Below are 16,217 nucleotides of genomic sequence, written 5' to 3'. Positions count from 1 at the left end.
TTAAAATAATTTTATATAAATTCGATATAATTCTGGAAAATATTTAGCAAGCAACCTTTTATATAAGGAAGGCTCTACCGCAAAAAGTTCGTAATATTGGTCTGCTTTTATATTTATGTTTTTTGTATCTGGGTGAAAGACAGGAAACTCCATTTTTACCATTTTCATTTTACTGGCATGGAAGTCTGCACCTCCTGTATGCGTTGCATCTACGCCAAAACCTATATTATAACACATGTTAAATTCAGGAGTGATACATAGTCCGCTATTTTTCCATATAGTATAATTCCATTGATAATCCCATGTGTCTAATTCGTTTGAAATTATTTGAGAAAATTTCTTATCAAATTGTTGTAGAACCTTTTTATTGGAAATAAACGCTGACAAAATATTCTTATTATAGTCTTTAATCGCTACATCATATTTTGCCCATGCTCTACGCCATGTTGCCCATCCCCATACCAAGGCATATTTCGAAAAATAGTAAGAATCTGTTGTTCGTCTTTTGGGTTGGAAATTCACAGCGTTTATATCCATCACTCTTTCTTCATCCTTATAATACTCCAACATTTCTTCTGCAAAGTTAAAAAAAGTAGGATCCAAAAGTATATCATCTTCTATAATAATTCCCATTTCAACCTGTTCGAAAAACCAAGTGATGGCAGAGCTTACACCCATTTTACACCCGAGGTTTTGTTTGCGAAAAAGTGTATGTACTTCACATTCCCAATCAATGTTATTGAATATTGATTTTACATTTTCTACTTTTTCTGCTTCGCCCTCTTTGCTTTTGCGTGGACCATCAACAGCTATATATAAATATTTTGGTTTTAATTTTTTAATCATCTCAAAAACCTGCACCGTTGTATCATAGCGATTGAAGGCTATAATAAGAATGGGCGTATTATACAAATTTGACATTTATTATTTTGAAAGATATTATATATTATACTAATACGGTAATTAAGGCAATCTCGGATATTTGTCAAAATCGGGTTTGCGTTTTTCGAGGAAAGCGTTTTTACCTTCTTTGGCTTCATCGCTCAAGTAGTATAATAAAGTAGCATTGCCTGCCAATTCTTGAATGCCAGCTTGGCCATCGAGTTCGGCATTGAACGCGGATTTGAGCATACGCAGTGCAATCGGGCTTTTTTCTAAAATTTTATTACACCATTCTATGGTTGTTTCTTCAAGTTTGTCAAGTGGAACTACCTTGTTTACCAGTCCCATTTGCAATGCTTCTGTGGCATCGTATTGGTCGCAGAGGAACCATATTTCGCGTGCTTTCTTTTGTCCTACTACACGTGCCAAATAGGAAGCACCAAAGCCTCCATCAAAGCTGCCCACCTTAGGGCCTGTCTGCCCGAAACGAGCGTTTTCTGCGGCAATACTTAGGTCGCATACTACGTGTAATACATGTCCGCCTCCTATAGCCCAACCTGCCACCATTGCTATCACGGGTTTGGGTATGCGGCGTATTTGCATTTGTAAGTCGAGTACATTGAGGCGGGGCACCCCATCGCCGCCCACATAGCCACCATGTCCGCGAACAGACTGGTCGCCGCCGCTGCAAAAAGCTTTGCCACCTTCGCCCGTAAGTATGATAACACCTATATCAGGCATTTGGCGGGCGAGTTCCATGGCTTCAATCATTTCATCAACCGTAAGTGGTGTAAAAGCATTGTGTACCTGTGGCCTATTGATACTTATTTTGGCCATCTGCCCCAGTTGTAAGAACAAAATCTCTTTGAATTCTTTTATGGTTTTCCAGTTGTAATTGCTTTGCATTGGTGCAAAATTAAGGGAAGAAGTTTGAAGGAGGAAGTAGGAAGCTGGGAGTAGGTTCGCCGAGGCGAAGGGAAGTGGGAAGTGGGAAGTAGGAAGGAGGAAGTGGGAATAAGGAATAAGGAGGAAGTTTGGAGTTGGTTCGCCGCGGCGAAGGAAGTTGAGTAGATTTATACTTCGGGCTTCTATTCGCCGCGGCGAACTGACCCTTAGCTTCTAACTTCTGTCTTCTAGCTTCTAACTTCTAACTTCAAACTTCTGGCTTCTGGCTTCGGACTTCTAGCTTTTTATAAGGTTGGAATATATAAAACTTCTAACTTCTAGCTTCTGTCTTCTGTCTTCTAGCTTCTAACTTCAAACTTCTGGCTTCTGGCTTCGGACTTCTAGCTTTTTATAAGGTTGGAATATATAAAACTTCTAGCTTCTAGCTTCTGTCTTCTAGCTTCTAACTTCTAACTTCTAACTTCGGACTTCGGACTTCTAGCTTTTTATAAGGTTGGAATATATAAAACTTCTAACTTCAAACTTCTGGCTTCTAACTTCAAGCTTCTGTCTTCTAACTTCTAAACTTTTTATAGTGTTGTGTATGTTAACGTAGGTAGGTATATTTGCAAAATCTTAACTAAAATAAATTATCAATGAAAAAAATTATTACCTTATTATTTGTATTGTCAGTGTTACTTGCTTGCCACGAAGCACAGGCTCAGAAAAAGAAGGCTAAAAAGAATGGCGATAAGGCACAGGTGATTGATGAAGACCAAACCCGTGTCCAATTTCAATTAGAGACCGAGCCTGAGCAATTGCAAGTGGTGGGTCTTGATACGAATGGTGTGTTACTGGTTTTTACCCTTGCCAAGGATGAGAATATTTATATAAATAAGTATGATAGAGATTTAAACAAACTATATAATACTACACTTAAGATTCCAGATAATTCTAAAGTTTGGTCTATAAAAGAGTACAAAAAAAATATATATTTGTTGGTGATCGATAAAAACTCATCTTCACCTATGTTTACGCTGAACTATCAAGTAATAGAATTTGACCATATATCCAAAAAAAGTAAGCAGATAGATGGTGTTTTTGAAAAGAAAAGATATATACAAGAATTGGTTCCCTGCGACGATGGTGCATACATAACTACGCTCGACTGCCTTACCCCTGGCCAATTAAGTACAAGAATAACACTTAACTGTTGTGCGGTTGGTATTCCTTCTTTATTCGGATATACCAAATTTCCCTACAAACCTTATTTGGTAAGTCTGAATTTTAAGAGTAAAAAAATAGATGAACAATTGCTGGAGTACCCTAACCAATCTGCTATTATGGCTGCTGATTTGGAAAGTGAAAAACAAGAACTCAATTTATCTTTAAAAAATAAAGTAAAGAAAAATTACAATAAAATATATGTTGTTAATTTCAAATTGTCGCCTAACGGCAAAGCAAGCAAAGTAAAAGAAACTGAAATAGATTTGCCCATTGGTAAAGATTTTTATAGTGCCAAGATTAATACACTCAATGTGGAGGAGAAATTAGTATTTGGCACTTATGGTCCCGAAACAAAATATCTAACAGAGAACGGGAGTATGGTGGCAAATGGTTTATATTTAAGCAAAATACAGAATGGCAAGTGTGCTTTTACCACGGTGGTTCGTTTTGATGAAATGGAAACATATCGCATAAAAAGTAAAAAGAAGAAGAATACTACTGCAGCAGCAACAAAGGAGAAAGCTTTTAGACAAACTCTATTGTTTCATGATATAATTGAAGATGACGATCAATTTATTCTTACTGCCGAAACATACTACCCTACATATAAGACGGAATATTATTATAATGCTTCTACCAAACGAACAGAAAGTAGGCAGGTATTCGATGGTTATGTGTATGATAAATTATTAATTCTAGGTTTCTCAAAAGAAGGTAAGAAGGAATGGGAACAAAGCATTGAGTTGCCATATTATAGAACATTTTCACCCAATGCTTTGTTGGTTCGAAATGAAATAGTAGAAGGCGATTTGTATTTCACCTTGGCACATAAGGATGGTACAATTAAATTTATAAAATTAACTTCCGATAATACCATTAGCCAACTTACCAGCGAAGAAGAAATTGAGAATATAGAAGGAGAAGAAGTGTTGGAACGAAATTTTATTAATGGAGGTGTATTATATGATAACAATTATATAGTATATGGGTGGGAAAAGATTGTGAAAGAAAAGGACGGTAAGAAAAACAAAAAATCTAAGGATGCTAAAACAGTAATGTTTATCAATAAGATTGCGGTTTATCCGGAGTAAGGATTTGGGAAATGGGGCCATGCGGCAATTGGACTTTCTTTAATTTAGCATATATATTACTCTGAACACAATTGATTTCCCAGTTGCCCGTGGTTGTGTTCACGATAGCCGCACATAGGCGGAGGAATTCACCAAGCACTAAAGGGCGACTTCTGTCTTGACAATAGCATATATGCTCTAAATCCCCAAACCTACCTTTTATATATCTTATTCAAAGCTTCAGTCCTACTCTGCACTTGTAGTTTTTCGTATATATTTCTTATATGTGTTCTCACTGTTTCGGTTGATATATTAAGTAAGGAACCAATCTCTTTATAACGATATCCTTTCGACAGATATTCTAATATTTCTTTTTCACGAGGCGAGAGCAGGGCAAGCTCATCAGCAGGAGCACGCATTGTATTAAAGGCTTTAATTACTTTGCGGGCTATGGAAGGAGTAATGGGGCTACCCCCAGCTTTAATATCTAAAATAGATTTGAGGATTTCATCGGGCGGGGTTGTTTTTAATATATAACCTGTGGCACCGGCACACAAAGAATCAAAAATAGCATCATCGTGTTCATATACAGTGCACATCATAAAATGTATGGCAGGGTATTTTATTTTTAAGAGCGTAACACACTCAATACCACTTAACCCTGGTAGGTTAATATCCATCAATACCACTTCAGGTATGTTGTTTGCAATGTTTTCTATACAGTCCTCGGCCGAAGAAAAAACAGAAACCAAATCTATATCGGGATATGATTTTAATATTTCCACCATTGATTTTTGTAAATCGGGATCGTCTTCTACTAATGAGGTTTTTATAGGCATAAAATTATTTACTGCAAAAATCAACTATAATATTATTGTATACAATCACACTTTGGTAGTATTTATAAAGTTCCCCTTAGCGAAATCTTGACGCCCTTGCCTATATCGCTTTCTATTTTGTAAATGGCACCAATGTTTTCGGCCCGTTTTTTCAAACTGTTTAGTCCCTGTCCGAATTTACGCATTGTATCAGGATCGATACCTTTACCATTGTCTTTTATCCAAAAAGTATAGTGATTTTTTTCGAGCGTGAATCCGATTTCGATAAGGCTTGCCCCTGAATATTTTACAGCATTGTGCAAAGATTCTTTCAAAGTTAAAAATATATTTCTCTTGAAATCTGGATTGATGGGGATGGCATCTTGCGATTCTTGAATATGATAAGTGACAACGATATCAGTAGTTTCCAAATATTCGGAGGCATAGTCACGCATGTATGCCAATAAGTTGGGAAGTTTGTCGTTTTGAGGGTTGATGGCCCATACAATTTCGCCCAAGCTTCGAATCATGTCGCGGCTATTATTGGCTAGTTTTGATAATTTGTCTTGCAGTTCTAGTGGGTTTTGTTTTTGCGATTTAGCAAGCTCACTTATCAAAGCCATTTTTGAAAGTCCTGAACCTATATCATCATGAAGATCGCTCGATATGCGTTGTCTGATGCCTTCTATTTCCCGCTGTCGTTCTAGTTCCTTAAGTTTCCGTTTGATACTGCTATTGCTTAGTCGTTGTACAACATATATAATAATTGATAATGAAATAATAATACTTAGGGTGATGAACCACCATGTACGCCAAAATGGAGGACGCACAACAATAGTTAATTTTTTTTCTGGACTATATAATCCGTCTGCATTTATTGTCTTTATTTTTAATATATATTTACCTGGTTCAAGTCCGGCATACCTTATTTGGCGAAGGCTCTGGGCTTTTACCCAATCTTTGTCCTGCCCTTCTAACTGATAAAAATATTTGTTTTGTGTGGGGTTTGAAAAATCGTTGCAGTAAAACCCAGCCACTATTTCATTGTCAGTATATGGCACTTCAATAATATCGGGTATATCAATATACTTATAGCTTTTACCAGAAACAGATAATTCATTAAAAAATATATTTGGATTGAATTTAAATTTTTGCAATTTATGTATATTAAAGAAATTTAAGCCCGTTACTCCTCCAAATAATGTATTGCCGTTTTGGTCGGAATAGTAAGCACCCGTATTGAACTCATTCGACTGCAAACCGTCATTGATATCATAGCTTACCGAGGTTTTTTTATTGGGGTCAAACTCGCATATACCTTTGTTTGTGCTTAACCATAAATTATTATTAATGCCGGGCATTACCGCATATATAAAATTATTGGGCAAGCCATCTTTAATTGTATATAAAAAGGAGGTATATTTTGTTCTTTGTTCATTTTCAAATACGAATTTTAGAAGTCCTTTCTCGGTTGCAAACCAATAGGTAGAATTATTTTCTCGATAAAGGTGGCGAGCAGAATAGAAATTATCTTTTAATGCACTAGGGGAAATTTGAATTAGGGTTGCACCATTAAAGAACCAAATACCCATATATTCTGTAAGCAAAAAATATCTTTTATTGTCGGGCTCAAAGCATAGATAATATGAGGAGGACTTAAAGCCACTAGTAAGTTTATTGTTTTTTAAATCGTATAACGTCAATCCAGTTGAATGGGAAATGTATAATATATTGTTGTTGATGGTGATATGTTTAGCAACCGAAATTGTATCGGCACCAGGCAGCCCACTGGGTCTTACCACATGATTTTTAAAATCATATATATATATTCCTTTTCCGGTTCCCATATATACTTCTGTGGGGCTTTTCTTGCAAAAAGAGAATACATCCATATTTTTTAATTTGTCAATTTGAATTATAGCGTTTTCTTTTGTATTAAAGACGAAAAGCCCATTTGAAACCGTGCCCACCAGTATTTTATTTTCAGCAATGGGGCAAAAACATTTTAGCATCAGGGATTTTTGATTGATTGAATAATTTTCAAACAATAGTTTTTTATGGTTTAAAAAATAGATACCATTCCCATCTGTCCCTATCCATATATTCCCAGCCATGTCAATACATCCATACGCGATCCTGCTTATTGAAATGTTGAGATGGTAATTTTTTAAATAGTAATTTCCCAAATAATTTTTAGAAATAATATGCAATCCATCTGTATAGGATTGAATCCATATATTATCATGGAGGTCAACCATTAAATTCTTGATATTATTTAATTTTGGTAAGCCCAATATCTTGCTTGCAGAAACAATAGTACCATTATTGTTTTTTATAATAATGCTGTCATTTTTCAATATAATAATTCGAGAGCCTTTGGCATCAATGATATAATTACTAGGCTCGGAATTTTTATATACTACTTGTATTTTTTGATTGGTCGTATTTAAACAAAATAATTGATTTATATCAGAATAAAATAGCTGACCTTTTTTGAAAGGTTGATTTAGGATATTAATATTTTCTATTGAAGAGTTTTTAATAATAGGGGATGAAAATTCTTTTTTTTCTAGGTTGAATTTATTGATTTCTATAATAGTACTTTGCCCAGTAAAAATCCATATATTCGAGTAGTCGGCTCCTATCAGTCTTCCCGAAATACCTTTTTGTGCCATTTCTGGAATTCCCAAAATCATACTGAATTTACCTGTTTTTCTTTCAAAGCACTCAATTCCTTCTTTACCTTGAATGATAATATCCTGGCCTTCGCACACAAATAAGGAATATATATAATCATTTTGGATGCTATTGGGGTCGTTTTCATTGTGATGGAATACGGTAATTTTATTGCCATCGTAGCAATTCAGGCCGTCTGCCGTAGCTATCCATACAAGTCCAAAACTATCGCATACAATATGGGTCACTGAATTTTGACTTAAGCCATTATCAACCGAAAAATTATCGAAGTTTAAATTTTGAGATTTAGAATGATAGGGAAAGAGAAATAAAATGCAAAGTAAAAAAAGCGGCAAAAGGCAGCGGTATTTAATAATTACTACTTTTTGCGTATTTCCCATGTGGCTATTCAATATCACCTTTGCAATACTAAACAAAAATATCATGAAGTCAAAATATAACACCAAACTTTTACTATTAATTATTGCAATTGTTTGTGCATCAAATGTTTTTTCGCAAACGCATAATTATAGTTATAAATACAATAATCCTTATAATGTCAATAATTTTACAGTAGGGGTTTATACCGGTCTGGACTTTTCTGTGATTGACGCTCCAGTGGGGTTGCAGTTCAATTATATGATTAGCCGTTTGTCTTTGGAAGCAAAGTTCGCCAGAGGGTTTTTGCTCAGTGTTTTAGGAGATGACAGCGATAAGGTACACGGAATTAAACCATTGGCTTTTGTGGAACTTACCGGAGCTATACATTTGGTTGATAAAGCGAAAACAAAAAATTATAAATTTGTTTTGGCAGTAAGCCAAGGATATAGTTCCACTACTACAACGTATTTACCCGTTCCCGTTTATGTGCGTAAAATATTTGGAATTCGTGGCGGCTTAATGCGTTATAACATTAATGGAAAGGTAGGCGGTAAAGACGCAAACAATGTTAGTTATACCAATTATTACAATATGGCAACTACCAGTTTGTACGGAGGATTATTATTAAAAACCATACAAGATTTCAAGATTAATGTAGAAGGTTTTAGGAAAGAAAAAGGCAAGAAAAGAATGCGTGAATTTTATTTGGATTTTATGTTCTCACCCAAAACAAACATCAATCCAACCTATTTGCAGGGTGCCGATGACCAGAGTACAATTGTCATTCGTAACACAGGTTTTCGAATGGGGTGGCAGTGGCGTAGCACTCGTGCATTTGGTGGTCATTTCCGTTTAGAGTTTGGGATGATGCCAGGGTATGCAATCCCCAAAGCTGGTTTATATACTATGTGGACTACAGGGTTTAATATATCAACGCGTGTTGCGCCCAAAGGAGATGCCGTTTACGCACCTAAGAAATAATATATTAGCATAAATATTTTCTATATTCGCACTTTTAAATAGTATGAGTATAGCAAACAATACGGCTACAAAAATATATTTTCCACATCTGAATTTGTTCCGATTTGTGGCTGCCATCATGATTGTGGTGGTGCATGGTTACGAAGGATGGGTGGGCTGGATGGGCAATATAGGGTCATTGAGCAACGGGACTTTCAAAGAGTTGTCATCTTGGGGTGTTTATGTAGATCGTTTTATTCGCAACTTGGGCATAGGGGTCGATATTTTCTTTTTGCTCAGTGGTTTCTTAATCACTTATTTATTGCTTGCCGAAAAGAAAGATATGGAAAAATCAATATCAAGAATTTTTATATAAGACGTACTTTACGAATCTGGCCATTGTATTTTTTAATAATCGCACTTGCACCTTTACTAGTTTATATAACCAACGCCCCGCAACCTGATTATATCCCGAATCTGTTTTTCTATAATAATTTCAGCACCATACATACCATGCGTTGGGATTATCCTTTTGCTCATTTGTGGTCGATTTGTATTGAGGAGCATTTTTATATCGTTTGGCCATTGCTTATTTTGTTCACGCCCAAAAAATATTTAACAGCTTTATTCTCTATTGTCATATTGGGATGTTGTGCATTTAGGTTTTATACATTTCAATCCAATCCTGAGCCTTGGTACACACTATACCTGCACACTTTCAGCCGTATTGATGTTTTGGTGATTGGGGCTTTAATAGCGTACCTCCATTTTGCAAAGGCTATAAGTTTCAGCTTGAATGCAACTATACGTTCCGTATTATTTATCATACTATTCGGCACACTTATTTTTGATATTGTAGGCAATTGTTTTGATTGGTTTTTGGTGGTATTTAAGAAGTATTTTTACATCGGACTGTTTGCCATCCTAATTTTTGATTATAACCTGAACCGAGCCATAAAACCTTTCAGATTTGGTCATAAAATATGGAGTTATTTGGGCAAGGTTTCTTTTGGCATATATATGTATGGCAACTTGTTTTTTCTTGTTATACTTGGTGTTTGGATGCCAAACATGCACACAAAGAACTTATATATTTATATAATATTGTTGATTGCTACCAGTATTCTTATACCCATAATCAGTTATGAGTTATATGAAAAATACTTTCTCACACTAAAGAAACGTTTCACTACAGTTCCAACCGGGAATAGTTAGCTCAACTTAATAATTCAGCACTTTTAAATCGTTGCCTTAAAATATATACCATTACAACTGCTTGAATGGCGGGTGGAATCATAGTGAGCAAAGGGCCATTGCCAGGCATTGCCACAAATAAATTAAGAAGGGATTTGTCTGCTAATTGCGAGGCCAATATAGGAATTAAAACATATAATATCACCAGATAAGTGAGTGCCAGGGTATCTGCTCTGCGAGCTTTCATGGTAAAATTCACCCACAGGAAAATACATATATCTCTTACCGCAAAAAGCAAAACTGCAAACACGAACGGGATACCTGTCTTGGAGATATTGTAATAATTGTAACCCCACGCTTCCTTGTCAGGGTTTGCCAACAGAGCGTATATCGTAAATATGATAGCCACAATTGCTGCAAATACCAACGACAAAATATATACTGGAATTTCATTGTATAATAGTTTATATGTTTTTTGTTTGGCAAGGAACATCAATTTTTTAAATCCAATAAAATCTTTGATATCCATAATTACAATGAAATAGGATGATATGATGGCTGAAATAAAGCAATAAATTAAAAAAGTATATATATATAACGACGTTGGTATAGTTTTTATTTCTATTTCATTTAAGTGGGTCCAATTGCTGGAATTATTAATACCAGTATTGGGTATTAAACCAGTTACAATAATGGCATTGCAAACTAAAAATATAATAAACAAGGTTGGTTTATTTGCAAATTGCAACTCACCTCTTACCAAATAATATAATCCCAACAGTGCCCAAGACAAATAAAATATAACAAATATTAAAGTTAAAGTCGACTTCGGTAGTTCAAATGCATACCAAGATGCTTGTGGGTCAGCTATAAACAGAGAGCCAAATATATGAAAAGGAAATACATAGCTAATAAAAGACAATGCAAATAGCACGCATAATATAGAAATAGGTCTTGTATTTATTTTGCTTTTATCACGATTTTTACGAATTACCAGCAAGCTTACTATAATAGCGACGGCATGACCTAGTATCCCCAATAGTATAGCCGTGATACCTGTCTTTATTTTTAAAACACTTTCATCTAGCGATAATGAAGTGATGAAATATATAAACAAAGCCATTACTGCTCCATACCATATATATATAGTGCTGCCAAATAATTTTCCTACCATCATCGTAATTGGATGCAAGCTGGTCATGCGTTGCTGGTCCCAAGTGCGGTCATTTATTTCATCAATAAAACTGGTAGTAGCTTGCCAAGTTCCCCATCCAAATATGATAATAGCAAACATTAATTGTGATAAAGCATTTGCTTTGGTAGCAAAACTACCACTGCTGCCAAAATTAAAACTAATCAAATAGATAAGTCCCATAATGAGGGGCATCAAAATAAGTCTTTGGCGGGTGAGCTCAAGTAAAACATTACGTTTTAGTTCCGGGTTATTATTAAATATTGCGATGCTCATAATTATTTTTGTTTAATAGTATTCAAATATTTGTCTTGCATATTCACTTTTTCTTCGGCAAAAGATAATACTGAAAGCCCTTTGCGTATAAGTGTTACCATCAGTTCAGCTTGTTGAGTTTCGGTACCATCAAAATCGAAACTGGCACTTGTTTCCGTCGCTTCAATATTTGATATTTGAGTTTCTGCTTCTAGTATACTTAGGAGTTCGGTATTTGGCTGCGTTAATTTTAATAATAAGTGACGGGTATCTGTATTTTTTTGTTCGAAGAAATCATTGTCTACAATTTTTCCTTCACGCATAATTACTAAATTATTGGAGTACTCATCAAGCTCTGCCAAAATATGCGACGATACCAAAAGTGTGATTCCGTCTTTGTTTAGTTCTTTAAATAAATTAGCGAGATCGTGTCTTGCTTCAGGGTCTAAGCCCGATGCAGGTTCATCCAATATTAAAAATCCAGGATTATGAACCATTGTTTGTCCAATAGCCACACGTTGTTTCATACCTCTTGAAAGGTGACCAATATCGGCATGTGTTTTATCGCTAAGGTGCAAGCGTTCTATAATACTTAATACTCGTTTGTCTACTTCATCATTAGGCACATCGTGTGCTTTTGCAAAATAAGTGAGGGCTTCATATATTGTGAGCTTATCATATAATCCGAAAAAATCGGCCAAGAAACCAATTTGTCTGTGAACTTTTCGTGGGTCCTCCAGTACATCAGTACCATTAATCATTATGCTTCCCATTAGCGGACGGGTAAGCCCTGCAAGGCAACGCATCAAAGTGGTTTTCCCTGCACCGTTTGGCCCTACTAAAGCAGTGATGGAGCCTGATGGAATGCTAAAGCTAAGTCCATCAAGGGCTCTGTGGCTAGGATAATCGTAAGTGAGATTTTCTACTTGTACCATAATGGGATATTTGAGAGGCAATTATAAAGAATTTTTTGTATTGGTTGAATATTAATTTCGTTGCAAAAGAAAAAATTTTCAAAATATATTCTTAGCAATTTCACTACTTTGTATATAGCCTCGCTCGCCGCTAAGGCCCCTACATTTGACACCAAAAGTAGGCAAAAGTGTTTTAAAATACCGAGGTAATTTTTTGCTTGGGAGGCCCAATGCAAAACCGCGGTCGAAACAACAGTAGCGTCTTCGATGGCCTCTTTACGTTTTGTGTATTGCGTACTGTGTGTATCGTTTGGGAATTATCAAAACTGTTGTTTCGCCACTATCACTGCTGTATTTTAAAATGTCTCCGCCCATAGCTTCGCGGTCTAATCCTGGCTTTTCAGCCATACGGGTCATTTCTACACCTCATTTCTTATACTAATTCTTAAACTAAAATAGTTCTCCGCCTGTGGCGGATTTAGATTTTAGAATGGTAATGCCGAACTACATCCCGAAAGCATTCGGGATTAGTCCCTTTTTTTTGGACTATTATATATTGCAGGTCGGTATTAAATATGCAGTAACCAAGGACAAGGGATTTTCTGTTATTTTCTGAGTGTAGATATCGTTGCAACAAATTTATAAGATGCTTCAGCTACCAATTTTTTAAATTTAAAGCACAAAATATTTTATATATGTTTAATTCGCTGTAATCTTGCGACAAGTTTTAGCATTGGAATTAGATATAGAGATGCTGAAACAAGTTCAGCATGACGTCGCGACGGCAGTGTTATCTGACACCAATCGTACTCGCCGCGGCGAGGTTAATCAAAAATCGTAAATATATAGTACTTTGGCTACAACTAATTATTCAAAATATGCAAAATGGCTGGGAGGCGGTCTAGGCTTCGCTCTTGGTGGGCCAATGGGTGCCTTGCTCGGCTTTGTTTTAGGTTCAGCTTTCGACAATACTGAAAGTGTAGCAGCTTTTCAAAACAATCCTAATCCCACTCAAACTTATGGGCGGCAAGTTACCAATGCCGATTTTACTGCAAGTCTCATGGTGCTTTGTGCAGCGGTGATGAAAGCAGATGGAAAAGTGACCGTGGGCGAGCTTGATTATGTGAAAGAATTTTTCAAACGCCAATTTGGGAAAGAGCATACACAAGAGCAAATGCATTTGCTCAAAGATTTGATGGCCAAAGAAATTCCGGTGCGTGATGTATGCCAGCAAATAAGACAGTATACCGATCATCCAAGTCGTGTACAAATGATACATTTACTCTTTGGTGTGGCCACTGCCGATGGACATGTGCATAGTACTGAGTTGGAAATGATACGAAATATTGCATCATGGTTGGGTGTATCACAACCCGATTTTGAAAGTATCAAAGCCATGTTTGTGAAAGATACAGAATCATCTTACAAAATATTGGAAACAACTGCAGAAGCCACTGATGATGAACTTAAAAAAGCATACCGTAAAATGGCTCTCAAATATCACCCCGATAAAGTAGCACACTTGGGAGATCAATATCAAAAAGATGCGAATGAAAAATTCAAATCGGTGCAAAGTGCGTGGGAGTATGTGAAAAAGGAGAGAGGGATTGTATAATATTTAATCCGTCAGCTAAAGCGGACGGGGATGGCAGACGATAAATGATAAATAATGTCCGCAGCGGCGGAATGAACGATGAATGGTTCCCGCCGCGGCGGGGTTAATGGGGCTCAGTTATTATAATTTTTCTTTCCATGGTTGGTGTCCCCTCCAATCAATAACGAACTATAATACTTGCTACTAAATTTTAGAACATACGGAAACCAAGGGCCACCACTTATTATAGTGCATGGATTTTTGGGTATGGGAGATAATTGGCATTTGCTCGCACAGCAGTTTGCAAAAGATTATAAAGTATTGGTGATGGATATGCGTAACCATGGCAAATCAATGCATAGTGATGTGTTTAGTTTGCAAGTGATGGTGGATGATATTATAGAAACTTTAGACCACGAAAGCATTAGCAAAGTATATATAATAGGTCACTCAATGGGTGGGAAAATTGCAATGCAAATGGCTTTAGAAAATCCATCGAGAATTGAAAAATTGGTTGTCGCTGATATTGCTCCAAAGGCTTATCCACCAGGGCATGAAGAGGTGTTCCGTGCTTTGCATCGTATCAATTTGCAAACCTTGCAAAGTCGCACCGAAGCTGATAATTTGATGGCTCAGGACTTAGCAGATTTTTCTACACGGCAGTTTCTATTAAAGAATTTAACACGCGATGAAAATGGAGACTTTATATGGAAAATGAATTTACCTGTTTTAGAAAAGTATTATAACAATATCAGTGGCGAAGTAAGTGGAACTATATATTATAGTCCTACTTTATTTATTAGAGGGAGCAAATCAAAATACATATTAGATAGCGATTTGGATATGATAGAAAAATTATTCCCGAATTATATATTAGAAACTATCGAAAATGCAGGGCACTGGCTTCATGCGGATAAACCACAAGAGTTTTATGAGGTGGTGAATGGGTTTCTTTCTGAGGATTAATTGTCGGTAGCTTTCTTCAACACACTATCATATAATTCAGCAGCTCTATCAGGTTTTTTGAAAATAACGGCTCTCCTATATTTTTTCACTTCCAGTTTTCTATATGCTTTTGCCATTGTTCTGTAGGGTTCTGTCATTGATCGAATAAACCCTTTCACCTCGATTGTTTTATTTAATCCATATATTACTTCTTCTATTTCTTTTTGGTAAGAATGAAAAACAAAGTCCCATATAATAAAAATCTTTCCATAATTTTTATCGATATAAATATCGTTCTTTCCATGGTGAACTCTATGTGCAGATGGCGTTACCAATATATATTCTAAAAATCCAAGCCTGCCTATCAATTCTGTATGTATTAATAATTGGTATATTCCTTGAATAAAAATAATCAATAGTAGCATATCAGGACTGAAACCCAAGACGGGAAAAATTAAATAGAAAAATATATTAAATAGAGGTACAAAAAATGAAGTGCGAATCCCAACACTCAAGTAGAAAAACTCACTTTGGTGGTGCACTACATGAGCCGACCATAATAAATTTATTTCATGGCTTAACCTGTGAAACCAATACTCCGTGAAGTCTATTAAAATGAATAGTACACAGAAAGTAATGATGGAATCTTGCTCCAATTCTATAAACCGATAATGATTGTATAGATACCATAAGATGGGTAAAGTAAGTAGTGAGAATATCAAATCTGTTGCCATTGAAATGATGCCTATCACTATATTGGCAATAGTTTCTTGCTTATAGTAAATGGATATTTTGCGGAGTTTAGAAACTATCCATTCACTAATAAGGGAAATGATATAAATGGAAATAAGGACTTAACGTAATGCATAATAATTTGATTAAATTGTTAGAAAAATATAAATGAAGTAGAATCCCCCTGCATGGCAGAGAGCAAAGGATTACTTTTTAAAAGTAACTACTTTATTTAATCAAACTATTGGTGGGTAGGCGGTAATGGAAAAGATGGTATTGCGAATGCAATGTGCAGGGCAGAGATTGTTTCTGCCTTTTTTAGAATGATATGTTTGCACGAGTTCCAAGGGTACAAATGTAGGAATGGGTTTTTATATAACAAGGGTTTATACCGAAACTCAATATATAATAGTCCAAAAAAAGGGGGACTAATCCCTCCGCATCCCGATAATTATCGGGATTAAGCGGGGCTTTCGGGATGTAGTTCGGCAT

General features: G+C 35.8%; 14 protein-coding genes. 6 read left to right on the top strand and 8 right to left on the bottom strand.

Translation table 11 applies throughout. The features are described 5' to 3' along the window. Together SGJ10_05565 and menB are read right to left on the bottom strand one after the other, a co-directional pair. Entirely contained in the window at positions 1–921 is a 921-nt protein-coding gene (locus tag SGJ10_05565; protein ID MDZ4757591.1) for a hypothetical protein, read from the bottom strand. Between the two features lie 42 nt (positions 922–963). Next, positions 964–1,788, bottom strand: a complete 825-nt coding sequence (gene menB / locus SGJ10_05560) for a 1,4-dihydroxy-2-naphthoyl-CoA synthase (protein ID MDZ4757590.1) — start codon at positions 1,786–1,788, stop codon at positions 964–966. Between the two features lie 635 nt (positions 1,789–2,423). Between menB and SGJ10_05555 the strand changes: the two genes are divergently transcribed. Continuing rightward, positions 2,424–4,085: a hypothetical protein gene (locus SGJ10_05555; GenBank protein ID MDZ4757589.1), complete on the top strand. Its 1,662-nt coding sequence runs from the start codon at positions 2,424–2,426 to the stop codon at positions 4,083–4,085. 191 nt (positions 4,086–4,276) lie between these two features. Here the strand turns inward: SGJ10_05555 and SGJ10_05550 are convergent, their stop codons facing one another. Next, positions 4,277–4,903 carry a response regulator transcription factor gene (locus tag SGJ10_05550; GenBank protein MDZ4757588.1) on the bottom strand — a complete coding sequence of 209 codons (627 nt, stop codon included), beginning with the start codon at positions 4,901–4,903 and terminating at the stop codon, positions 4,277–4,279. A gap of 62 nt (positions 4,904–4,965) precedes the next feature. Next, positions 4,966–8,004, bottom strand: coding sequence for a triple tyrosine motif-containing protein (locus SGJ10_05545; GenBank protein ID MDZ4757587.1), 3,039 nt, complete (start codon positions 8,002–8,004; stop codon positions 4,966–4,968). Here SGJ10_05545 and SGJ10_05540 point away from each other — a divergent pair. From SGJ10_05540 to SGJ10_05530, 3 genes are read left to right on the top strand one after another with little or no spacing between them, the layout of a single operon-like run. Continuing rightward, positions 8,003–8,920, top strand: a complete 918-nt coding sequence (locus SGJ10_05540) for a hypothetical protein (protein ID MDZ4757586.1) — start codon at positions 8,003–8,005, stop codon at positions 8,918–8,920. The genes SGJ10_05545 and SGJ10_05540 overlap by 2 nt on opposite strands. Before the next feature lie 43 nt (positions 8,921–8,963). After that, the gene (locus tag SGJ10_05535; protein ID MDZ4757585.1) at positions 8,964–9,275 is read left to right on the top strand and encodes a hypothetical protein; all 312 of its coding nucleotides are present in this window, start codon (positions 8,964–8,966) and stop codon (positions 9,273–9,275) included. Continuing rightward, positions 9,221–10,114 (top strand): acyltransferase, encoded by an 894-nt coding sequence (locus SGJ10_05530; protein MDZ4757584.1) that lies wholly within the window; start codon positions 9,221–9,223, stop codon positions 10,112–10,114. Before SGJ10_05535 ends, SGJ10_05530 begins: the two co-directional genes overlap by 55 nt. Before the next feature lies 1 nt (position 10,115). Here the strand turns inward: SGJ10_05530 and SGJ10_05525 are convergent, their stop codons facing one another. From SGJ10_05525 to SGJ10_05515, 3 genes are all read right to left on the bottom strand, one after another. Further along, entirely contained in the window at positions 10,116–11,561 is a 1,446-nt protein-coding gene (locus SGJ10_05525) for a hypothetical protein (protein MDZ4757583.1), read from the bottom strand. A 2-nt stretch (positions 11,562–11,563) separates the two neighbouring features. Next, a complete protein-coding gene (locus tag SGJ10_05520) occupies positions 11,564–12,475 on the bottom strand; it encodes an ABC transporter ATP-binding protein (protein MDZ4757582.1) in 912 nt (303 codons plus the stop codon). Positions 12,476–12,730: 255 nt separating this feature from the next. Next, positions 12,731–12,862 carry a hypothetical protein gene (locus SGJ10_05515; protein ID MDZ4757581.1) on the bottom strand — a complete coding sequence of 44 codons (132 nt, stop codon included), beginning with the start codon at positions 12,860–12,862 and terminating at the stop codon, positions 12,731–12,733. A 445-nt stretch (positions 12,863–13,307) separates the two neighbouring features. On the opposite strand from SGJ10_05515, the gene SGJ10_05510 reads away from it, so the two are divergent. Together SGJ10_05510 and SGJ10_05505 are read left to right on the top strand one after the other, a co-directional pair. After that, positions 13,308–14,069 (top strand): TerB family tellurite resistance protein, encoded by a 762-nt coding sequence (locus SGJ10_05510; protein MDZ4757580.1) that lies wholly within the window; start codon positions 13,308–13,310, stop codon positions 14,067–14,069. 177 nt (positions 14,070–14,246) lie between these two features. Then, positions 14,247–15,014, top strand: coding sequence for an alpha/beta fold hydrolase (locus SGJ10_05505; GenBank protein MDZ4757579.1), 768 nt, complete (start codon positions 14,247–14,249; stop codon positions 15,012–15,014). Here the strand turns inward: SGJ10_05505 and SGJ10_05500 are convergent. Beyond that, a complete protein-coding gene (locus SGJ10_05500) occupies positions 15,011–15,745 on the bottom strand; it encodes a sterol desaturase family protein (GenBank protein ID MDZ4757578.1) in 735 nt (244 codons plus the stop codon). The genes SGJ10_05505 and SGJ10_05500 overlap by 4 nt on opposite strands. Positions 15,746–16,217 lie beyond the last annotated feature (472 nt).

The sequence above is a fragment of the Bacteroidota bacterium genome (assembly GCA_034439655.1).
Lineage (GTDB): Bacteria > Bacteroidota > Bacteroidia > UKL13-3 > UKL13-3 > CANJUD01.
This window is presented reverse-complemented; position numbering and strand designations above follow the sequence as displayed.